We start from the raw sequence: 22,140 nt of genomic DNA on the forward strand, positions 1-22,140 counted from the left end.
GTCCGGTCTCAAGCTGCCTGTTTTGCCGTGACGAACGCCGCAAGGCTGGCCACGTTGGTGAAATGGTTACGAGTGTCTTTGGCATCGGCGTCGATCTTGATGCCGTATTTTTTCTGGATCGCCAGGCCCAGTTCCAGCGCGTCCACGGAATCCAGGCCGAGGCCTTCGCCGAAGAGTGTCTGCTCATCGCCGATGTCTTCGGGGCTGATGTCTTCCAGGCCCAAGGCGTCGATGATCAGCAGTTTGATGTCACGCACCAGGCTAGCGGTGTTCAGTTCGCTCATCTGCGGCGAGCTCCTTAATGAAATAGTCATGCAAATAATCGTTGAGCTTGCGCGAGGCCTGCGGTGCGGGGCCTTGCGCGGCGAAGGTCTGTGGGTCTATATCGGCCCCCACGCGAAAACTGAAGTGCACGCGGCGATGGGGGATGCGATACCACGGCTCGGCTTTGGTCAGGGTGGTCGGGCTGACCTTGATGATCACCGGGGTGACGATTTTCGCACCGCGCAGGGCAATCGCCGCCGCCCCCCGATGAAAGGCCGGCGCCTGCCCCGGCTGGGTGCGCGTGCCTTCGGGGAAAATGATCAGGGTCTGGCCGTCCTGCAACGACTGTGCGGCGGCGTCGAGCATGTCCATGCTGCCGTCGTTGCTGATGTACTCGGTGCGGCGCAGCGGGCCACGGGTGAATGGGTTTTCCCAAAGGGTTTTCTTCACCACGCAGTTGGCGTGGCGCACCAGACCGATGAGGAAAACCACGTCGATCAGCGACGGGTGGTTTGCGATGATCATCTGTCCCGGCCGGCCAAGGCGTTCGGCGCCCTCGATGTCGTAGGTGAGCACGCCAGTGCGGGCCATGAACCGCACGAAAAACCAGAACAATCGGCTGACCGTGCGCCGCGCGCGCAGGCGATGTTCAAGTGCATCACCGGGCAGGCAACCGAGCACCGGAAATACCAGCACGCGCAGACACAGCCCGCCGAGCCCGAACAAAGCGAAGCTCGCAGCAGTGGCCAGCAGGCGCCAGTAGTAGGCGTCGCGGTATTTGGCGGTCACGGGTTGCGATGCCAGGTCCATACACGATTCTTCCACGCATGTTGGCAGTCAGGTTGCTGGCCGAGCAGGGTTCGCAGCAGGTTCAGCGCGTGGGGCCAGTGCACTTTGGACTCGGGTTTTGGGCTGCTGCTCAGGGTCAGCCGCCAGTCGGTACCGGGCGTGAGCAATAAACCCAGCGCGTAAGGGAATGGCACGTCATCGACCCACTGCGAATACGCCTCGGGCGGTTGTTCTTCGGTGATCACCAGCAGCACCGCCGGGGCGCCTTCTTCGAGCAGTGCGGCTGCTTCAAGCATGCCGTGCTCCAGACCGTCGCCAGCGGCGGCGAGGGCGGTCATTTCGCTGGTTTCACCGCGCATGATCGACCACAAACCGATGATCGCGTTATGCACCGAAAGGCTGAATTGGGTCGGCGACAAGGGCTGTTCGGTGGCCAGGTCGCGGAGAATTTCAAACGTGCGGGGGGTTTCGCCGTGCCGGGAAACGAACACCAGCGGCAGATGGTCCCGTCCGTCGGCCAGCGGCCAGCCAACACTGAACGCCATCCGCGCCAGGCGGCTGAGGCGACGGCGTTGCATGGCCGGCAGAAACGACACATCGGGCGCGGCATCACTGCTCTGCAGCACGACCGGTTGTCGGCTCCAGGCCTGCCAGGCGTCCACGCTGTCGAGCCCCGGGGCCCACGCGCGCCATTGGGCGATGTTGAAGTTGATCACGGACATTCATCCCGCCCCTGCGGGCTTTCGTTGACGCGTTGAGTCGCCAGCGCCGCAGCAGGCTTGGCTTGGCGCAGGGCGCCGGGTGGCGCGCATTATCCCGGTGCGACGGGTGTGTAGCAAATGTTGGTTACATTTTGCTCAACAAAATGTACCGAGCGGTTCGCTGGAGTGGCTATCACTTGGCCATTATCCATATTCCCCGGGGTCAGTCTGTCAGGTGTCTCTGTGACGGCTGGCGGTTTTTTCCATGCGTGGGCGCCGATATTTACACCTGGCGGCGTAGTCCATGTCGGTGAAGGTAGCGAAGCGCGGCCACCGCCAACTACACTCGGTCATTCTTTGATACACGGAGGTTTGGTCATGCGGCGCGTGGTGTTCAATCAGAAAGGTGGCGTGGGCAAATCGAGCATTGCCTGCAATCTGGCGGCGGTCAGCGCCAGCGAGGGTTATCGCACGTTGTTGGTCGACCTCGATGCTCAGGCCAATTCCACTCAGTATCTGACCGGGCTCACCGGCGATGACATTCCGATGGGCATCGCCGATTTCTTCAAACAGACACTGTCGTCCGGGCCGTTCTCGAAAAAGAATCAGGCGGACATCTACGAAACTCCGTTCGACAACCTGCACATCATTACCGCCACCGCCGAGCTGGCCGACCTACAGCCCAAGCTAGAGGCGAAACACAAGATCAACAAGCTGCGTAAGTTGCTCGATGAGCTATCGGAAGACTACGACCGGATCTATCTCGATACCCCGCCAGCACTGAATTTTTACGCGGTATCGGCGCTGATTGCCGCGGATCGCGTGCTGATTCCCTTCGACTGCGACAGCTTTTCCCGTCAGGCCCTGTACGGACTGATCGCCGAGATCGAAGAGTTGAAGGATGACCACAACGAAGGGTTGGAAGTCGAAGGCATCGTGGTCAATCAGTTTCAGGCGCGGGCCAGCCTGCCACAGCAGATGCTCGATGAGTTGATTGCCGAAGGCTTGCCGGTATTGCCGGTGTACCTGAGCAGTTCGGTGCGCATGCGCGAGTCGCACCAGGCCAGCATGCCGCTGATCCACCTCGACCCACGGCACAAACTGACGCAGCAGTTTGTGGAACTGCACAATCTGCTGGAAGACCACTGATTTTCCGACTCACACGCAAATCTTCTGTGGGAGCGAGCCTGCTCGCGAAGAGGCCGGCACATTCAACATCGGCGCTGAATGATCGACCGCCTTCGCGAGCAGGCTCGCTCCCACAGGGGGCTCTGTGGTGTGTCAGATGCCTTGGCTACGCAGCCACGCCATCAACTGCGGCAATGGCAACGCACCGCTCTGCCGCGCCACTTCCCTGCCGTTTCTAAACAGAATCAGACTTGGAATCGAGCGAATCCCCAACTGCGCCGACAACTGCTGGTTCGCCTCGCTGTCGAGCTTGGCCAGCCGACACTTGCCCGCCAACTGCGCCGCAGCCTGTTCGAACACCGGCGCGAACGACTTGCACGGCCCGCACCAGTCCGCCCAGACATCCACCAGTAACGGCAGATCGCCCTTGATCTGACTGGCGTAATCGCCTTGCTTGAGCTCGAACGGTTTGCTCAACAGCACCGCAGACTTGCAGCGCCCGCATTTGGGCTGGTCAGCCAGGCGCTCGGCGGGGATGCGGTTGAGGCCGTTGCAGGTGGGGCAGGGGATGAGGAGTGGGGTGGTCATGATTGGTTCTCTGATAGGAGTCTATAGAACTGATTTGAAGTCGATCTGCCAACTTATCAATGTCGCAACTGCTCACATTTTTCTCAAAACAGTTCCGGGATCGATGGCTAGTCTGAAGACCAATTCGGCGTTTTACGCTTGTCGTGAGGAGATCGCTTTGTCTTTATCTGCGTGCTACTTTTGTTGCACTAATCCAGGAATCGATGATTCCTATGCATCAAATCGGAGGGACATAATGTCCGTAACTTCCAAGATACGCCGCCAAGGCGGCGCTGCCGTCATTACGATTCCGCCCACGCTTTTAAAGTTGTTGCATCTGGAGGTTGGCGCACAGCTAGAGCTGAATGTGGTCGATGGCGAACTGATTGCTCGTCCAGCCGTAGCCGCTACGCGTAAGCGTTATAGTTTGTCAGAGCTACTCGAAGGCGCAGAAGAATTGCAGAAACTTAACGCCCAGACTAGCGAGACCCTTGAAGGTGATTCTGTCGGCCGGGAGCTGGGTTGATGGTGCGCCGACAGCCCCCTCAGCGGGGTGACGTTTACTGGATTGATCCAAACCCAGTGGCGGGGCGGGAGATGATGAACAGACATCGCTTTGTGGTGATCACGCTCAGAGAGATCAACGCATTGGGCGTGAGCATGACGGTGCCTGTTACTAGCGGTGGGAATTTCAGCCGGAATATGGGTTTGGCGGTCGCCATTACTGGCCACGAAACCAATGGTGTAGCGGTGTGTAATCAGGTTCGCAGTTTTGACATAGAACAACGGGTACGAGACGGCACGGCCAAATTCATCGAGCGACTGGATGACGTGACAATGTCTGACATCGTCGACCGTGTAATCAGTGCAATCGACCCGCTAAGCTGAAGCGCCTACGAAGAACAACTGATCTCCAAATGCTTGCCCCACTCCGGTGGCCGCTCGGCATAACTTTCCATCCCTGGCTGTTCCTCAAACGGCTTGCTCAACACCGCATGCAGCCGGCGCACCTCGGAATAATCGCCTTGCTCGGCGGCGTCGATGGCTTTTTGCGCAAGGTAATTGCGCAGGATGTACAGCGGATTGACCGCATGCATCCGCGCGCGGCGTTGTGCCTGATCGGCATTGCCGTCGCGAGTCACCCGGGCGACGTAGCGTTCGCCCCAGGCATCGAAACCTTTGATATCGACAAAATCGTCGCGCAGGCGGGCGATGGCCTGTTCGGCTGACTCTTCACCGAGGCGGCGGAAGAACAGCGTGTAGTCGACGCCGCTGTTCTGCATCAGTTGCAGCAGGTTTTCCAGCAGTTGCTGATCGTCGTCCTCGGCGGTGGTGAAGCCGAAGCGGCGGCGCATCAGGTCGAGGTAATGCGCCTGGAACAGCGGCAGGTACAAGCCGAGGGTTTCCCGCAGCGCTTCGACGCTGATGAACGGCGTCAGTGCCTGTGCGAGAGCGCTGAGGTTCCATTGGCCGACCGGCACCTGATTGCTGAACGAGTAACGGCCCTGATCATCCGAGTGGTTGCAGATGAAGTTGGCGTCGAAGTCGTCGAGAAAGGCGAACGGGCCGAAGTCGAAAGTAATGCCGAGGATCGACATGTTGTCGGTGTTCATCACGCCGTGGCAGAAGCCATAAGCCTGCCACTTGGCGATCAGCTCGGCGTTGCGCTCAACGATTTCGCGAAACATCGCCAGATACGGTTCCGGTTGTTCGAGGCATTCGGGGAAGTGCATCGCCAGCACATGCTCGCCGAGCTGTTTCTGCTGCTCGGGGCGCTTGGTGTAGTAGAAATATTCGAAGTGGCCGAAGCGGATGTGGCTCGGCGCCAGACGCAGCACCATCGCCGCGCGTTCCTGCTTTTCCCGCCAGACGGGCGTGTCGGAGCCAATCACGCAGGCGGCCCGCGAAGACGGGATGTTCAGCGCGTACAGCGCTTCGGAAGCCAGAAATTCGCGAATCGATGAGCGCAGCACCGCGCGGCCATCGCCCATGCGTGAAAACGGCGTCTGCCCGGCGCCCTTGAGGTGCAAGTCCCAGTGCTCGCCGGCGTTGTTGTAGACCTCGCCCAGCAGCAGGCCGCGACCGTCACCCAGTTGCGGGGTGTAGCCGCCGAACTGATGGCCGGAATACACCATCGCCCGTGGCTCGGCATCGGCCCACAATTTGTGGCCGCCGAACAGTTGCGCGAATTCTTCGGTGTCGGCGCTGGCCGCATCGAGATCGAGCAAGGCCAGAGCGGCCGGGCTGGCGACCACCAGGCGCGGATTGTCGATCGGCTCGGGCAGCACGTGCGCGGAGAACGCGTCGCCCAGACGGGCAAAGCGGTTGTCGAAAGTCAGTTCGTCGAGGGCTTTCACGGGCCGGCTCCAGCAGAATGTCCGAGCATTCTGCTGGGACCATGTCGGTTAGTCGAGTTTGCTCGGTGGCGGTTCCGGCAACGGTTTCTGCCCGTCGACGATCGGCACGATGGTTTTGTTCTCGGGTTCCACAGGCACCATCTTGTATTCCTGGCCGTGCAGGTTCTTCAGGTAAACCTCCATCTGCCGGAACGAGATGTTGATGTGCTGCTTCTTGAACTCGCGATTGATGAAGCGGTTGACCTCATCCAGCACCGGGTTGCGGTCACCGAGATCGCGCACATGCATGCGCAGTTCGTGGTCGAGGGTGCTTTCGCCGAAGTTGAGGAAGTACACGTGCGGCTCTGGTTCTTTGAGTACACGCGGGTTCTCCCGGGCTGCTTTGAGCAGCAGTTCCTTGACCAGATCCAGATCCGAGCCGTAATCGACGCCCAGTTTCAACGTGACGCGGGTGATGGTGTCGGTCAGCGACCAGTTGATCAGTTGCCCGGTGATGAACGTCTTGTTCGGGACAATGATGTCCTTGCGGTCAAAATCGGTGATGGTCGTGGCGCGGATGCGGATCTTGCTTACCGTGCCCGACAGGTTGCCGATGGTGATGGTGTCGCCGATCCGCACCGGGCGTTCGAAGAGAATCATGATGCCGGAGATGAAGTTGGCGAAGATCTCCTGCATGCCGAAACCGAGGCCCACCGACAGCGCCGCCACTAGCCACTGCAACTTGTCCCAACTGACGCCGAGGGTCGACAGGGTGGTGACGAAACCGACGCCGGCAATCACGTAGGACAGCAGCGTGGTTGTCGCATAAGCGCTGCCCTGCGCCAGATTGAGCTTGGACAGCACGAACACTTCGAGCAGACCGGGCAAGTTGCGCGCCAGCGCGAAGGTGATGCCGATGATGATCAGCGCGCCGAGCATGTCGCCGATGCTGATCGGCACCATGCTCATGTTGGCGCCGGTGCCGCTGGTGTATTCGTAGAGGGTGATGTTGTCCAGATACGAGAACACCGAAATCAGGTCCGACCAGACCCAGTACAGCGCCGCGATGAAACCGCCGAGCAGGGCCAGGCGGATCAGGCGCAGGGACTGTTCGTTGACCTTTTCGATGTCCAGGGTTGGCTCTTCGATCACCGCTTCGCCGTCGCCGGCCTCTTTCGCCGCCTGCCGTTTGGCCAGCGCGCGCTGGTAAGCCAGGCGCCGCGCGGCAACGCTCAGGCCCCGGACGAAAGTGGCCTCGATCACCAGCCAGAACATCAGCAGGTACAGGGTGTTGATCAAGCGGTCGCTGAGTTTCAGCGCGGTGTAGTAGTAGCCGAAGCACACCGCGACAAACAGGGCGATCGGCAGCAGAGTGAACATCACCCCGACGGCTTTGCGGAACAGCGAAGCGTTCTGGTGCGTCGGGCTGCTGATCAGCAGGCGACTGAGCAGCCAGGCCATCAAGGCGTAACAGGTCAGCACCACCGGCATGCCGAGCACGTCATCGGCCAGCGCCGCCGGTTGCAACTCGGCGACGGCCACCACGGCCACCAGCGCCATTACTACCAGGCCGAGTCGACGCACCCAGCCCTGAAGGAACTCGACCTGTGGCTTTTCCCAGCGGAAGTGCAATTCCGCCACGCCACCGGGCGCGAGAATCCGGTACGCGGTGTAGAACACCAGCCAGGCCTGCCCCATCTGCAGCAGCGCCGCGCCCATATTGGCGTTCTGCCCGCGCGCGTCGATCTGCAAGGCCAGACCGCACAGCGCCAGACCCAGTGCCACCGGCATCGCCAACAGAATATTGATCAGAATCGCCTGCGGCGTGTGCCACTGGCTGTCGCGCTTGAAGTGGCCGATGTCCTGGTGAACCTTGTTGAGTCGTCCGTACAGGGCCTTGCGTCGCCACAACAGGGCGCCGATCAGCAGCGCCAATGGCAGGAACAACAATGGCCGCTGGGTCAGGCCGTCAGTCAGCTCGCTCAGGCTCGACGCCCACGGCAAGGTGTTGACCTGCCGCTCAAGGCGCTCGGGCACGCCGCGCATCCATTCCACGTCCAGCGGCTTGTTGCTGGGGATCCAGAACATCTGTTCGTCGAGGGTCGCGCGCAGGCTTTGCGCGGTGCTCAGCAATTGCTTCTGGTTGAGCTGCAGGGTGATCGATTCGTTGAGCATCGCGCTCAACTCGCGGTTCAGCCGCTCGAGCAGATCAGCGCGGGTGTTGGCCAGATCGAGCAGGCTTTTGCGCAATTGCGGCGTGACCTGCTCCGGCGGCTGCGTGGCCAGCAGATTGTCGACGTAGGTCGCCGGACTGCTCAGCAGCTCGCGTTGCTGGCTGACATCGAACTGATACAGGCGAATATCGGCAATCTGGTCGGCGAGGTCGCGGTCGACCTTCAAGTGCGGCAGTGCCTGCTTCTGTTTATAGAGAATTTTCGATAGTAGCAGGCTGCCCTTGAGCACACTGATCTGCTCATCCAGTGCCGAATCGCTCTGGGTCAGGGTATCGAGTTGCTGTTTGGTCTGCAGGTTCTGCTGCGTGACTTCGTTGAGACGGTCGGTGCTCTTGAGCAAGTAATCGGAAAGCTTGAGGTTGGTCGCGCTCTCACTCGCCAGCAGGCTGCTGCCGCCGGCCTTCTGCGCTTCGATCGATTGCTGGGTGACGGTTTCCTGCGACTGCGCCAGACGCTTCTGATTGATCAGGGTTTGCAATTCCTGGATCTCGCGGTCGAGCCGATCGGATTTCTCCGAAAGCAAGTCGTGCTGAGCGTTGCCCAGATCCTGCAACTGGGTGTTGCCGGCCAGTTCCTGGCGGCGCAGCGGAATCAGTGCATTGAGTGCGGCGAGTTCGGCGTTCAACTGGTCGCGCTGTTCGGCGGTGACCGTTTTGCCCGTGTCCTTGCCGGATTTGAGGATAGTGTTGATCTGCTGGATGCGCGTCTGGCTGGCGGAAATCTCTGCCTGAGCGCGCTCGGGGCGAGTCTGCGCGGTGATGATCAGGCTGTTGGCTTCGGCCAGGGCTTTTTGCAGATCGCTCTGCTGGGTCGAGCGATCGGTGAGGATCTGCTCCAGTTGCTGAATCGACTCCTTCGGAAAACGCTGCGCTACCGGCACCGGCGCGGTGGCCTTGAGGCGGCTGAGTTCGCGGGTGTTTTCAATCGTCTGCTTCGGCGCGTTGGCCAGCTGACGCTTGAGATCGATCAGTTTCTGCTCGTAATCACGCTGGTTGTTCAGCTGATTGAGGGTGTTCTGCAGGACGGTCTGCAAAGTCTTTTTGTCGGCGTCCGGCAGTTTGCTGTCGGCCAGCTTGTCGAGGCTGGCCTGCACGGCATCGCTGGACGGTGGTTCGGCAGCATGCAGCGGGCCGACGACAAGACTGAGGCCCAGCAGGGCCGCGGCGAAAAAGGAGCGCAGGGTAGGCATAGAGACCGGTCAAGCAAGTGAGAGTGGAGGCAGTTTAGAGGAAGAGTCCGGGGCCCGGGCGACTTCCTTCGGGGAATCTGACGCCCACTTTGCCGATCTTGTTCCCGTCCATGACCGCCACCGTCCAGTGGGTGTTGTTCCATTCCACCTGGTCACCGACGATGGGGGCACCCCCGACTTTTTGCGCAATGAACGCGCCCAAAGTCATGTCCGGATCGATGCCTTCGGCCGGTAAGCCATACAACGCTGCAACCGCTTTAAGCTGGGCGTCTCCTTCAAGCACGAAGTCGCCGAAGAAACGCAGATCGAGGCCACGTTGCGGCGCCTGGCTGAACAGTTTGCCGAGGGCCGGCAGGTTGTGTTCATGGCCAATAACACACAGTAAATCATCGACTTCCAGCACCGTACTACCCGACGGATGGAGCAGTTGCTGGCCACGAAACAGGGCGGCGATGCGTGTGCCTTCGGGCATTTTCAGCTCACGCAGGGGCGAACCGATGCACCATTTCTCCGCGCCGAGCTTGTAAACGAACAGCTCCCACTCGCTGGTCACATGCACTTCCAGTGCCGCCCGGGATATCGGCGCGGGTTCTGGCGGAACGGTCACCTTGAGCAATTTGGCCACCCACGGCAGGCTCGTACCCTGCACCAGCAGCGACACCAGCACGATGAAGAACGCCAGATTGAAATACAGCTGCGCTTGCGGCAGGCCGGCCATCAGCGGGAACACCGCGAGAATGATCGGCACCGCGCCGCGCAGGCCGACCCAGGAAATAAAGGCTTTTTCACGACCGTGGAAGGCCTTGAACGGCAGCAGGCCGACCATCACCGACAGCGGCCGCGCGAACAGAATCATCCACAGCGCCAGACCGAGGGCGGGCAGGGCGATCGGCAGCAGATCGTGGGGCGTGACCAGCAGGCCCAGCACCAGGAACATGCCGATCTGCGCCAGCCACGCCATGCCGTCGAGCATGTGCAGAATGCCGTGGCGGCTGCGCACCGGGCGGTTGCCGATGACCAGACCGCACAGGTACACGGCAAGGAAGCCACTGCCGTGCAAGGCGTTGGTCAGCGCAAACACCACCAGCCCGCCAGCGATGATGAGGATCGGATACAGCCCGGCGGCAAGATTGATGCGGTTGACCAATTGCAGCATCACCCAACCGCCGCCCAGACCGATCACGCCACCGATGCCGAATTCGCGGATCAAGTGGGTCAGCAGGCTCCAGTGCAAGCCGGTCTCGCCGCTGGCGAGCATGTCGATCAGGGTGACGGTGAGGAACACCGCCATGGGGTCGTTGCTGCCGGATTCGATTTCCAGACTGGCGCTGACCCGTTCGTTCAGGCCTTTACCGCCGAGCAGCGAGAACACCGCGGCGGCGTCGGTTGAACCGACAATGGCACCGATCAGCAGGCCCTGAATCAGATTGAGGTCGAACAGCCACGCAGCGGCCATGCCGGTCAGCCCGGTGGTGATCAACACCCCGACCGTGGCCAGCGACAGCGCCGGCCACAAGGCCACGCGGAAACTCGACACCCGCGTGCGCAAGCCGCCGTCGAGCAGGATCACCGCCAGGGCGAGGTTGCCGACCAGATAGGCCGTCGGGTAGTTGTCGAAAATGATCCCGCCACCATCGACCCCCGCCGCCATGCCGACCGCGAGAATGATGACCAGAATCGGAATGCCGAGACGTGAAGAAAGCGAGCTGACAAGAATGCTTGCGCCTACCAGCAACGCGCCGATCAAGAACAGGCTGTTGATGGTCGTCGCATTCAAAGGCAGTACTCCAGAAGCGTAAAGACGAGGCACAAACTGACCATGCAGTCTGCGTGCCAGCGATTCTAACCTGTTGAAATGTGATGCTGTCAAAAAGCTTTTGTGCAGAATCGCCTTGCAGATGCGGCGAGTGATGACTGTGGCGAGGGGATTCATCCCCGTTCGGCGGCGCAGCCGTCGTAAAACCGTTGTACGCGGGTCCTCAGGTGGAACCGCATACGCTGTTTTTGGGGCGGCTTCGCCACCCAACGGGGATAAATCCCCTCACCACAGGGGAAGTTCCAGCGAAGTGTGTTACAGGCTGAACCGCCCAACCATGTTGTTCAGATCCAGCGCCAGGCGCGACAGCTCATTGCTCGCCGCGCTGGTCTGATTCGCCCCGGTCGCCGATTGCACCGACAGATCACGGATGTTGACCAGGTTGCGATCGACTTCACGCGCTACCTGCGCCTGCTCTTCGGCGGCGCTGGCGATGACCAGGTTGCGCTCGTTGATCTCAACGATGGCGCTGTTGATCGTGTCCAGCGACATCCCCGCGCCACGGGCGATGTTCAGCGTCGATTCGGCGCGTTCGGTGCTGTTGCGCATTGAATCCACGGCGTGTTCGGTGCCGCTCTGGATGCTGCCGATCATGCGTTCGATTTCGCTGGTCGACTGTTGGGTGCGATGGGCCAGTGCGCGCACTTCGTCCGCCACCACGGCAAAACCACGACCGGCCTCACCGGCACGGGCCGCTTCGATCGCTGCGTTCAAGGCCAGCAGGTTGGTCTGGTCAGCCAGACCACGAATCACGTCGAGCACCTTGCCGATGTCGCGGGATTCATTGGCCAGGTCGCCGATCAAGGACGCGGTGCTCTGCACATCGGCGCTCATGCGTTCGATGGCGCTGACGGTTTCCTGCACCAGATCACGACCGTCGCCCGCCGAAGTGGTGGCGTTTTTCGAGGCTTCCGAAGTGCTGACCGCGTTGCGCGCGACTTCCTCGACGGCGCTGGTCATCTCATTGACCGCAGTGGCCGCCTGCTCGATTTCATTGTTCTGCTGGGTCAGGCCTCGAGCACTCTCGTCGGTGACGCTGTTCAGCTCTTCCGCAGCAGACGCAAGCTGTGTGGCCGAACCGGAGATGCGCTGCAGGGTGTCGCGCAGCTTCGATTGCATTTTGGCCATGGCCGCGAGCAGGCGCCCGGCTTCATCTTCGCCATCGACATGGATCGGCTGGGTCAGATTGCCTTCGGCGATGGTTTCCGCAGCGTCCAGTGCCTTGGAAATCGGCTTGGTGATGCTAGTGGTCAATAACCAGGCGAACAGCAACGTCAGGCCGCTGGCAATCACCAACAGGGTGACGACCAGGTTGAACGACATTGAATACTGGTCACTGGCACCTTGATTGGTCTCGGCGATCTGCTGGGTGTTGATCTCCAGCAAGCGCGCCAGCGCGGTATTCACCGCTTCCGAATTGCTCAGCAAATCGCTGTTGAGCATCTGCCGCAACTCGTCGACCTGATTGTTGCGCGACAGGGTTTTCATGCGCTCTTCAAGCTGACGGTACTGCGCCAGCAATTGCACGTACTGATCGTACGCCGCACGTTCCTGCGGGCCTTCGATCAGTGGCTCATAGGCGCGTTGCGCATCGGCGATCTGGCGGTTGCGCAGGTCGAACAGCTCGATGGTTTTCTGCTGCACGTCGGGTTCGCGGTTGATCAGCAGGCGGTAAGAAAGCACGCGCAGGCGCAGGGTCAGTTGAGTGAACTCATCGAGGGCCTTGATCGATGGCACGCTGGCGGTGGCGATGTCTTCGCCGGCCGCGCGGATCTTGCTCATCTGGTTCAGCGCAAACACGCCGAGGATCAACATCAGGCCGCCGATCAGGGCGAAACCAGTAAACGCCCGTGGGGCGATATTCATATTGCGAAGGGACATGGGCGGATACCGAAAAGGGCCGCATCCATGCGGGCTGAGACTGCTGTATGGGTGACTTATCGGTCATACGACTAAAGTCTTGAGGTGGTGTGCGTATTTGTCGCAGACGGCGCTGTGCGACGAAGTGCAGGAACCAGATCGACCATTCGCAGTCTTTTAAACTCGCGAGAAGCTTCGCCACCCAGGAAAATCAAGGCCTTGCGCCGGTTTAACCCTGGCATCCGTGGTGACTTTTCTTTATCGTACGCGCCCTTTGAAAAACGCTTGGAAGATCAAAATGTTGGAAGCATCCCTCAGCCAATTGGAACAGCTCGTCAGCGACCTGGTGCAACAGAACCAGACCCTGCTGCAGACCAACCAGACCCTGTCCACGGAACTGGCCCAGGCCAAGGATGAAAACGAAAACCTGCAACTGAACCTGATGGAGCAGGAAGAAAAACACGGCGCCACCGCCGCGCGCATTCAGGCGCTGGTTGATCGCGTCAACGCCGGTCCCGTCAGCGCATGAACCACGGCACAGCAGGGGTAAAAGTCATCTCCATTCTTGGCGAGGACTATTCGATCAAGGCACCGGCCGGGGAAGAACAGACCCTGCTGGACGCGGCAATGATGCTCAAGGCCGCGCTGGAAGACACCAAGCGCAAATACCCGACGCTGATCGGTGACCGTTTGCTGGTGCTGGCAGCGATGAATCTGTGCTCGCAGCAGATCGAAATGAAGAAGCAGCACAAAGAAGAACTCGAGCGTTATCAAGAGCAAGTCAGCGCCACGGTCGAGACGATTGCCAAGACCATCAGTCAGGGCTGATGAGGTTGCGCACAACCAGGGAATAGATTGTCGGTTGGGATGTATACAATCGGCACGGCTGTTGCAGTATTTCGGCCACTTATTCCTTGGGGGTGCTCCATGCAGTGGTGGCGACGCAGTATTCAGTGGCAGTTGATTATTGGCATGGGCGCGGCCCTGCTGATCAGCATCGTGATCGTGGTTGGCATTTATACCCTGGTGGTCAACCGCCTCGCCCAGAGCTATCTGGTCGAACAAGCGCTGCCGTCGAGCATCGAAGCGACGCGCAACGATATCGAACGCATCCTCGTGCAACCGCTCACCGCCGCCAAGGACATCGCCAGCAACACCATGGTGCGTGACTGGCTGTCGACAGGCGAGGACAGCAGCAAAACTGCTCTCTTCGCGCAGTATCTGGAAGGCATCCGCGCCGAACACAAGGCCTTCACTGCGCTGATTATCGGCACCGAATCCAATCACTACATCACTGAAAAAGGCCTGGACCGCACCCTCAGTCGCGCGAAACCGGCCGACGCCTGGTTCTATTCCTTTCTCGACAGCAATCAGCCGCGCACGCTGAATATCGACAACGACGGCGCCACGGGCGAGCTGGCCTTGTTCATCGATCTGAAGGTCGAGCAGGCCGGCAAAGTCGTCGGTGTCGCCGGGCTGGGGCTGAGCATGAAAGAGCTGTCGGAGCTGATCCACAACTTCAGTTTCGGTGAACGCGGCAAGGTCTATCTCGTGCGCTCCGACGGTCTGATTCAGGTCCATCCTGAGGCGCAGTTCAGCGGCAAACGCACCTTGACCGAGCAGATCGGCGCCAACGCGGCGCAAGCGCTGATGGGGCACAAGGACGCCTTCAACAGTAGCTTCCAGCGCGACGGTGAAGACTTCCTCGCCTTCAGCCTGCCGCTGCGTGATCTCGGCTGGACGCTGGTGGCCGAAGTGCCGCAGTCGCAGATCTACGCTGAAGCACGGAAAGCGATGTGGATGAGTGGCGGCATCGGTCTGGTGGTGGCGTTGGTCTGCCTGGCGTTGGTGGTGTGGCTGGCCCAGGGGCTGGTGCGACCGATTCGACAAGTAACACGGGCGCTGGTGGCCATCGGTAGCGGTGGTGGAGATTTGACTCACCGGTTAGATTCCAGCCGTGCCGATGAGTTGGGTGACCTGGCGCGCGGCTTCAACCGCTTCCTCGACAGCCAGCGCGCGATGATCGGCGAAGTGCTGACCACCAGCGAGCGCCTGCGCACGGCCGTGGGCCAAGTGGCGAAGGTGGTGGACAACACCGCCGAGCGTTCCGGCCGGCAGCAGGAAATGACCGACATGGTAGCCACCGCCGTCCACGAAATGGGCCTGACCGTGCAGGAAATCGCGCAGAACGCTGGCAACGCCGCGCTTGCCTCGCAAACCGCGCGCGATGAGGCGTTGCAGGCGCGGGAAGTGGTCGGTGGCTCGATCCGTCATATCGAAAGCATGTCCGATGAGATCGGCGTGGCGGCAGGGGCGGTGGGTGAGCTGGCACAGCAAGTGGCGTCGATTGATTCGGTGCTGGCGGTGATTCGTGGCGTTTCCGAACAGACCAATCTGCTGGCACTCAACGCCGCCATCGAAGCCGCCCGCGCTGGCGACATGGGCCGTGGCTTCGCGGTGGTCGCCGATGAAGTGCGCACCCTCGCGCGCAGGACCCAGGCCTCGACCGACGAAATTCAACTGATGATCGGCAGCCTCAAGCAAGGCGCGGAAAACGCCGTGTCATCGATGCGCACCGGCCAGGCCGCGACCGGCACCGGGGTTGAGTCAAGCCAGCGGACCGGTGCATCGCTGACGGCGATCACCGGCCAGGTCGAGCGCATCAGCGATATGAACCATCAGGTGGCGACAGCGACCGAAGAGCAGTCGGCGGTGACCGAAGAGATCAACCGCAACGTGCAGGGGATTTCCGATCTGGCGCACGCGACGGCGGGGGAGGTCAGGGCTTGTCGCGAAGACTGCCAGATGTTGCAGAGGCTGGCGGATGATCTGGCGCGGCAGATGGGTGGGTTCAAGTTGAGTTGAAGCTGTATCGCCTGAGCTGACGCCTTCGCGAGCAGGCTCGCTCCCACATTGGATTCGGCATGTTCACGCATCCTGTGAACAGCACCTGTCCTGTGGGAGCGAGCCTGCTCGCGAATGGTTTCAGTCGCAAAACAACTTGCAGATCAGAACCACTCCTCCCGCATCCCCAGACACGTATCATCCCGCGCCTCCAGCAAGTCCAGCTCATGCTGGCAACCCGGCACTTCCCACGTGAGGAAATACCGCGCCGCCTGCAACTTGCCCTTATAGAAGTCGACATCCGCCGCATTTCCTTTGGCCAGGCCTTCCTCGGCGCGGATCGCCTGCTCCAGCCAGCGCCAGCCGATCACCGCGTGGCCGAACACTTTCAGGTACAGCGCCGAGTTCGCCAGGCTGCTGTTGACCTTGCCTTGGGCCAGATCCGTGAGCAGGCAGATGGTCACGGTTTGCAAGCGGGCCACGAGTTTTTCCAGCGGTTCGCGCAGGGTGGTCAACGAATCGTATGCAGTGGCACGTTCGGCCGTGTTGGCGATCAATCGAATCAGCTGCTTGAGACCGGCGCCACCGTTCTGCGCCAGTTTGCGCCCGAGCAAATCCAGCGACTGGATGCCGTGAGTGCCTTCGTGGATCGGATTCAGGCGGTTGTCGCGGTAGTACTGCTCTACCGGGTATTCGCGAGTGTAGCCGTGGCCGCCAAGAATCTGGATTGCCAGTTCGTTGGCTTTGAGGCAGAACTCCGAAGGCCAGGATTTGACGATGGGCGTCAGCAGGTCCAGCAGCTCATGTGCCTGTTTACGCTCGGTTTCGCTTTCCAGCGTGGTGGTGTCATCGAACAGCCGCGCGGCATACAGGCCAAGGTCAAATGCGCCTTCGACGTAGGATTTCTGCGTCAGCAGCATGCGTCTGACGTCCGCGTGCTGAATGATCGCCACCGGCGCCGTGCTCGGATCCTTGCTGTCGGGCACCCGACCCTGCGGCCGTTCGCGAGCATATTCCAGTGAGTACAAGTAGCCCGCATAACCGAGCATGACTGCGCCCATGCCGACGCCAATCCGGGCTTCGTTCATCATCTGGAACATATAGCTCAAGCCGTGGTGCGGCTTGCCCACCAGATAGCCGACGCACTCGCCGTTATCGCCGAAGTTCAGCGCCGTCGATGTGGTGCCGCGCCAGCCCATCTTGTGGAACAACCCGGCGAGCAGCACGTCGTTGCGCTGGCCGAGGCTGCCGTCGTCGTTGACCAGAAACTTTGGCACGATGAACAGCGAAATACCTTTCACCCCCGGCGGTGCATCCGGCAGTTTGGCCAGAACCATGTGCACGATGTTTTCCGAGAGCGGGTGATCACCGCCGGAGATAAAAATCTTGTTGCCCTTCAGGCGATAGGTGCCGTCGGCTGCCGGCTCGGCGCGGGTACGAATGTCCGACAGTGACGAACCGGCATGGGGCTCGGTCAGGGCCATGGTGCCGAAGAAACGTCCGTCGATCATCGGTTGCAGGAAGCGCTGTTTCTGCTCTTCGCTGCCGAAGCTCTCGATCAGGTTGGCCGCGCCCATGGTCAGGAACGGGTATGAGGTCGACGCTGCGTTGGCGGACTGAAAGTGCGCGAAGCAGGCTTGCGACAGCAGGGTCGGCAATTGCATGCCGCCGGCCTCGAAGCTGCGTGCGGCGTTGAGGAAGCCAGCCTCGAGAAAGGCATCCACCGCCGGTTTCACTTCGGGAATCAGAATGGCCTGGCCATCTTCATAGCGCGGCTCGTTTTCGTCGCCCTTGCGGTTGTGCGGGGCGAAATACTTTTCGGCGATGTTGCGCGCGGTGCCGATGGCGGCGTCGAAGGTCTCGCGATTGTGCTCGGCAAAGCGCTCGCGCCGGGACAGGCCCTCGGCATCGAGGACTTCGTACAGCTCGAAAGCCAGATTGCGGGAACTGAGCAGCGTCTCGGACATGGCGGCCTACCTTAAAGAAAGTATGCCGCAGTCTAGGTAGGCCCATAAAAATGGGGAAGGAAGATAGATAAGGGTGATGGGGCGGCACAAGCCACAAGCTTCAAGCTGCAAGTAAGAGCAGTTTGCTTTTACTTGCAGCTTGTCGCTCGAAGCTTGTAGCTGCTTTTATCCGATCGTCATCAAGCTGGCATTACCCCCCGCCGCAGCGGTGTTGACGCTCAGTGCCCGCTCGATTACCAAGCGCTCCAGGGCAATGTTGGTCTCGCCCTGGGACAGGCCCTGCACGCCAACGATCGCGCCGCCACGCTGGGCGATCTGCTGGCAGACGCCGCGCAACTGGTCGGAGTGGCCGTGATGCAGCACGGCATCGAACACCACTTCGTCTTTGTTCCAGTCGGCAACGCGCTTGATTCGCGCCTGCACTTCCTTCGGCAGACGGGCGAACAACGCCTTGGTCAGCTCGGATTCCGGCCACACCGCCGAACCGCCCACCGCCAGCACCGCCGCCAGTTGCGTCAGCAGATCACCTTCAACTTCCGCCAGGCACAGTACGTGTTCGCGCGGCAGGATCGCGTAGCTGTTTTTCTCGCCGGTCGGGCCAGCCAGCACGCGGGTGATGCCGCTCTGCGATTGCGCCGCGTATTGCACGCACAGAGTGCTCAGGTCGGCAAACTTGTTGTTGTCGGCCCAGGCTTTCAGCGCGTTCAACGATTGGCTCATGGCATCGCGCAAGCGCACGTCCGGGGCGACGATGGCGTCACCGCGAGCGAAGGATTGTTCGATGGCGTCGGTCGGACGCGTCGACAGCAGGCGATACAGATACAGCGGGCCACCGGCTTTCGGGCCAGTACCCGACAGGCCTTCGCCGCCGAACGGCTGCACGCCGACCACGGCACCAACGATGTTGCGGTTGACGTAGACGTTACCGGCGTTGACGTTGTCGATCACCTTGGCGATGGTCTCGTCGATGCGCGTGTGCACGCCCAGCGTCAGGCCGTAACCGGAGGCGTTGATCTGGCCGATCAGGTTATCCAGCTCTTTGCGCTTGTAGCGCACCACGTGCAGTACCGGGCCGAAGATTTCGCGTTGCAGTTCGTCGAAGCTTTCCAGCTCGATCAGGGTCGGCATGACGAAGGTGCCGCGCTTGATCTCTTCGCTGTCGGCAATCGCCACCTGGTAAACATTGCGACCTTTATCGCGCATGCCCTGGATGTGCTTGTCGATGCCGGCCTTGGCTTCGGCGTCGATCACCGGGCCGATGTCCACGGACAGACGCTCGGGGTTGCCGAGACGGCTTTCGGCCATCGCACCCTTGAGCATTTCGATGACGCGATCGGCGGAATCTTCCTGCAGGCACAGCACGCGCAGTGCCGAGCAACGCTGACCGGCGCTGTCGAAGGCCGACGACACTACGTCGATCACCACTTGTTCAGTCAAAGCCGAGGAATCGACGATCATCGCGTTCTGGCCACCGGTTTCGGCGATCAGCGGAATCGGACGGCCCTGGCTGTCGAGACGGCCAGCGATGTTGCGTTGCAGCAAGCGCGCGACTTCGGTGGAGCCGGTGAACATCACGCCTTTGACGCGTTCGTCACCGACCAGACCGGCGCCGACGGTTTCACCGCGACCCGGCAGCAGTTGCAGCACGCCCTCCGGGATGCCGGCTTCGAGCATCAGACGCACGGCCTGCGCGGCAACCAGTGGCGTCTGCTCGGCCGGTTTGGCCAGTACCGGGTTACCGGCGGCCAATGCCGCAGCCACCTGACCGCTGAAGATCGCCAGCGGGAAGTTCCACGGACTGATGCAAACCACCGGACCGAGTGGGCGGTGGGCGTCATTGCTGAAATCGTTGCGCGCCTGCACTGCGTAATAACGCAGGAAGTCGACGGCCTCGCGGACTTCGGCGATGGCGTTGGCGTAGGTCTTGCCGGCTTCACGAGCCAACAGGCCCATCAGCGGCTGGATCTCGCCTTCCATCAAGTCAGCGGCACGTTCCAGAATCGCCGCGCGCTCGGCCGGCGGCGTGGCCTGCCAGATCGGCGCGGCGTTCAGCGCGCATTGAATGGCGTTGTCGACGTCTTCGACGGTAGCTTCTTGAACGTGACCGACCACATCGCGGTGATCGGACGGGTTCAGCACGGCTGCCGGCGTTTCGTTGCTGGAAGCGCAACCAAGCATCGGCGCGGCTTTCCAGTCGTTATGCGCAGTCGCGAGCAGGGCGCAGGACAGCGAGGCCAGACGATGTTCGTTGGCCATGTCGATGCCGCTGGAGTTGGCGCGCTCGGCACCGTACAGGTCACGCGGCAGCGGAATGCGCGGGTGCGGCAAGCCGAAACCACCTTCCACGGTTGCCATCTGCTCGATCTGCGCAACCGGATCGGCGACCAGTTCCTGAATCGAAATCGACTGGTCGGCGATGCGGTTGACGAACGAGGTGTTGGCGCCGTTTTCCAGCAAGCGACGTACAAGGTAAGCCAGCAGGGTTTCGTGGGTGCCGACCGGAGCGTACACACGGCACGGACGGTTCAGCTTGCCCTCGGAAACCTTGCCGACAACCTGCTCGTAAAGCGGTTCGCCCATGCCGTGCAGGCACTGGAATTCGTACTGGCCGGGGTAATAGTTCTGACCGGCGATGTGGTAGATCGCCGACAGGGTGTGGGCGTTGTGCGTGGCGAACTGCGGGTAGATGGCTTCCGGCACCGACAGCAGTTTGCGTGCGCAAGCGATGTAGGAAACGTCGGTGTACACCTTGCGGGTGTAGACCGGATAGCCTTCCAGACCTTCGACTTGGGCGCGCTTGATTTCGCTGTCCCAGTACGCGCCTTTCACCAGGCGGATCATCAGGCGATGACGGCTGCGGCGAGCCAGATCAATCACGTAGTCGATCACGTACGGGCAACGCTTCTGGTAAGCCTGGATGACGAAACCGATGCCGTTCCAGCCGGTCAGTTGCGGCTCGAAGCACAGACGCTCAAGCAGATCCAGCGACAGTTCGAGGCGGTCGGCTTCTTCGGCGTCGATGTTCAGGCCGATGTCGTATTGCTTGGCCAGCAGGGTCAGCGACAGCAGGCGCGGGTACAGCTCGTCCATCACCCGCTCGTACTGCGCACGGCTGTAGCGCGGGTGCAGTGCCGAGAGCTTGATGGAAATGCCCGGGCCTTCATAAATCCCACGGCCGTGGGAGGCTTTGCCGATCGAGTGGATCGCTTGTTCGTACGAGGCCAGGTATTTCTGCGCGTCAACTTCGGTGAGTGCCGCTTCACCGAGCATGTCGTAGGAATAACGGAAGCCCTTGGCTTCGAACTTGCTCGCATTGGCCAGCGCTTCGGCGATGGTCTCGCCGGTCACGAACTGCTCGCCCATCAGGCGCATGGCCATGTCGACGCCCTTGCGGATCATCGGCTCGCCGCTCTTGCCGATGATGCGGCTCAGCGACGAGGTCAGGCCGGCTTCGTTGTGGGTGGAGACGAGTTTGCCAGTCAGCAGCAGCCCCCAGGTCGCAGCGTTGACGAACAGCGACGGGCTGTTGCCCAAGTGCGGATGCCAGTTGCCGGTGCTGATCTTGTCGCGGATCAGCGCGTCGCGGGTGCCTTTGTCCGGAATGCGCAACAGCGCTTCGGCCAGGCACATCAGCGCCACGCCTTCCTGAGACGACAGGGAGAATTCCTGCAGCAGGCCCTGAACAATACCGGCACGACCGCCGGCACTTTTCTGGTTGCGCAGTTTTTCGGCGATGGTCGCCGCGAGCTTGTTGGTGGCTTCGGCCATCGGGGCCGGCAGGCGCGCCTGCTCGATCAGCATCGGCACCACTTCCGGCTCAGGGCGGCGGTAGGCGGCGGTGATCGAAGCGCGCAGAACCGATTGCGGCAGGATGCTTTCAGCGAATTCGAGGAAGCATTGGTGAGCGTGATCGGTCTGCACTTCGCCTGCGTCATCGGCGTCTTTGGCGGTCAAACCGTTCAACTCGGTCAGGGTTGCACCACCCTCGAGTTTTTCCAGGTAATTGAAAATTGCCTGCTTGATCAGCCAGTGCGGCGTGCGATCAATCGAGGTTGCGGCAGCCTTCAGGCGCTCGCGGGTCGGGTCATCGAGTTTGACCCCAAGGGTGGTGGTAGCCATATTTTTATCCTCATGGTTGCCACAGTTGCGTGGCATCAGCTGGCCGCAAGATTAGCCGTGCGCTGAATGAGGTGCAACCGGGTGCAACCCTTTTTTTGCCGGAATAATACGCAGCTCGTCAGGAAATAATTTCTGGTACGAATGCGCTGCTCCTGCTTGGTGCTTTTGCTTCTAGCAAAGAGCCATGACTGCGACAAAAGGGAGCAAAAACGGGGTGATCGTCGATTAATCCGACTGGGTGCAACTAATTCTCGCGAAACTGGTTGCACCTTATTTGCTTTGTTGCATAGCATTCGCCGCCAAGGTGCAACCGGGAATAACCCCGT

Annotated in this window: 16 protein-coding genes and 2 pseudogenes; 7 read left to right on the forward strand and 11 right to left on the reverse strand. The window is 60.9% G+C overall.

Features of this window, described 5'->3' with window-relative positions:
* Positions 1-8 precede the first annotated feature (8 nt).
* From ACZ0AZ_RS11070 to ACZ0AZ_RS11080, 3 genes are read right to left on the reverse strand one after another with little or no spacing between them, the layout of a single operon-like run.
* Positions 9-284: a phosphopantetheine-binding protein gene (locus ACZ0AZ_RS11070; protein ID WP_039756723.1), complete on the reverse strand. Its 276-nt coding sequence runs from the start codon at positions 282-284 to the stop codon at positions 9-11.
* Positions 262-1,074: a lysophospholipid acyltransferase family protein gene (locus ACZ0AZ_RS11075; protein WP_129998238.1), complete on the reverse strand. Its 813-nt coding sequence runs from the start codon at positions 1,072-1,074 to the stop codon at positions 262-264. The genes ACZ0AZ_RS11070 and ACZ0AZ_RS11075 overlap by 23 nt, the downstream gene beginning before the upstream one ends.
* Positions 1,050-1,775: a beta-ketoacyl synthase chain length factor gene (locus ACZ0AZ_RS11080; protein ID WP_039756726.1), complete on the reverse strand. Its 726-nt coding sequence runs from the start codon at positions 1,773-1,775 to the stop codon at positions 1,050-1,052. The genes ACZ0AZ_RS11075 and ACZ0AZ_RS11080 overlap by 25 nt, the downstream gene beginning before the upstream one ends.
* Positions 1,776-2,132: 357 nt before the next feature.
* Here ACZ0AZ_RS11080 and ACZ0AZ_RS11085 point away from each other — a divergent pair, with 357 nt between their 5' ends.
* Positions 2,133-2,903, forward strand: coding sequence for a ParA family protein (locus ACZ0AZ_RS11085; protein WP_024011296.1), 771 nt, complete (start codon positions 2,133-2,135; stop codon positions 2,901-2,903).
* A gap of 132 nt (positions 2,904-3,035) precedes the next feature.
* Here ACZ0AZ_RS11085 and trxC read toward each other — a convergent pair whose 3' ends face one another.
* A complete protein-coding gene (gene trxC, locus ACZ0AZ_RS11090; RefSeq protein ID WP_129998237.1) occupies positions 3,036-3,470 on the reverse strand; it encodes a thioredoxin TrxC in 435 nt (144 codons plus the stop codon).
* Between trxC and mazE the strand changes: the two genes are divergently transcribed.
* Together mazE and mazF are read left to right on the forward strand one after the other, a co-directional pair.
* Positions 3,469-3,975 (forward strand): type II toxin-antitoxin system antitoxin MazE, encoded by a 507-nt coding sequence (gene mazE / locus ACZ0AZ_RS11095; RefSeq protein WP_240783180.1) that lies wholly within the window; start codon positions 3,469-3,471, stop codon positions 3,973-3,975. The two genes, trxC and mazE, sit on opposite strands and share 2 nt — an antisense overlap.
* Entirely contained in the window at positions 3,975-4,337 is a 363-nt protein-coding gene (gene mazF, locus ACZ0AZ_RS11100; RefSeq protein ID WP_463537375.1) for a type II toxin-antitoxin system toxin MazF, read from the forward strand. Before mazE ends, mazF begins: the two co-directional genes overlap by 1 nt.
* Positions 4,338-4,342: 5 nt before the next feature.
* On the opposite strand, the gene selO is transcribed toward mazF, so the two are convergent.
* The 5 genes and pseudogenes from selO to ACZ0AZ_RS11125 all read right to left on the reverse strand — a co-directional run.
* On the reverse strand, positions 4,343-5,806 hold the full coding sequence (selO, locus tag ACZ0AZ_RS11105) for a protein adenylyltransferase SelO (protein ID WP_463537376.1): 1,464 nt from the start codon (positions 5,804-5,806) through the stop codon (positions 4,343-4,345).
* A 48-nt stretch (positions 5,807-5,854) separates the two neighbouring features.
* Entirely contained in the window at positions 5,855-9,208 is a 3,354-nt protein-coding gene (mscK, locus tag ACZ0AZ_RS11110) for a mechanosensitive channel MscK (RefSeq protein WP_310404066.1), read from the reverse strand.
* A gap of 34 nt (positions 9,209-9,242) precedes the next feature.
* On the reverse strand, positions 9,243-10,985 hold the full coding sequence (locus ACZ0AZ_RS11115) for a potassium/proton antiporter (RefSeq protein ID WP_024011302.1): 1,743 nt from the start codon (positions 10,983-10,985) through the stop codon (positions 9,243-9,245).
* A gap of 294 nt (positions 10,986-11,279) precedes the next feature.
* Positions 11,280-12,152: a methyl-accepting chemotaxis protein gene (locus tag ACZ0AZ_RS11120; RefSeq protein WP_370695130.1), complete on the reverse strand. Its 873-nt coding sequence runs from the start codon at positions 12,150-12,152 to the stop codon at positions 11,280-11,282.
* 30 nt (positions 12,153-12,182) lie between these two features.
* Positions 12,183-12,905, reverse strand: a pseudogene (locus ACZ0AZ_RS11125) (MCP four helix bundle domain-containing protein); the annotation flags it as partial.
* Between the two features lie 277 nt (positions 12,906-13,182).
* Here ACZ0AZ_RS11125 and ACZ0AZ_RS11130 point away from each other — a divergent pair.
* The 4 genes and pseudogenes from ACZ0AZ_RS11130 to ACZ0AZ_RS11145 all read left to right on the forward strand — a co-directional run bounded on the left by ACZ0AZ_RS11130 (position 13,183) and on the right by ACZ0AZ_RS11145 (position 15,749).
* A complete protein-coding gene (locus ACZ0AZ_RS11130; RefSeq protein WP_016772015.1) occupies positions 13,183-13,413 on the forward strand; it encodes a hypothetical protein in 231 nt (76 codons plus the stop codon).
* Entirely contained in the window at positions 13,410-13,712 is a 303-nt protein-coding gene (locus ACZ0AZ_RS11135; protein WP_039756738.1) for a cell division protein ZapA, read from the forward strand. Before ACZ0AZ_RS11130 ends, ACZ0AZ_RS11135 begins: the two co-directional genes overlap by 4 nt.
* 144 nt (positions 13,713-13,856) lie before the next feature.
* A pseudogene (locus ACZ0AZ_RS11140) lies at positions 13,857-14,882 on the forward strand (cache domain-containing protein); the annotation flags it as partial.
* A 135-nt stretch (positions 14,883-15,017) separates the two neighbouring features.
* Positions 15,018-15,749: a methyl-accepting chemotaxis protein gene (locus tag ACZ0AZ_RS11145; RefSeq protein ID WP_463538772.1), complete on the forward strand. Its 732-nt coding sequence runs from the start codon at positions 15,018-15,020 to the stop codon at positions 15,747-15,749.
* A gap of 143 nt (positions 15,750-15,892) precedes the next feature.
* Here ACZ0AZ_RS11145 and ACZ0AZ_RS11150 read toward each other — a convergent pair whose 3' ends face one another.
* Both ACZ0AZ_RS11150 and putA read right to left on the reverse strand, forming a co-directional pair.
* Positions 15,893-17,695 carry an acyl-CoA dehydrogenase gene (locus tag ACZ0AZ_RS11150; RefSeq protein ID WP_463537377.1) on the reverse strand — a complete coding sequence of 601 codons (1,803 nt, stop codon included), beginning with the start codon at positions 17,693-17,695 and terminating at the stop codon, positions 15,893-15,895.
* 165 nt (positions 17,696-17,860) lie between these two features.
* On the reverse strand, positions 17,861-21,814 hold the full coding sequence (gene putA, locus ACZ0AZ_RS11155) for a trifunctional transcriptional regulator/proline dehydrogenase/L-glutamate gamma-semialdehyde dehydrogenase (protein ID WP_463570884.1): 3,954 nt from the start codon (positions 21,812-21,814) through the stop codon (positions 17,861-17,863).
* Positions 21,815-22,140: the final 326 nt, after the last annotated feature.

It is taken from the genome of Pseudomonas sp. AC239 (assembly GCF_979258545.1).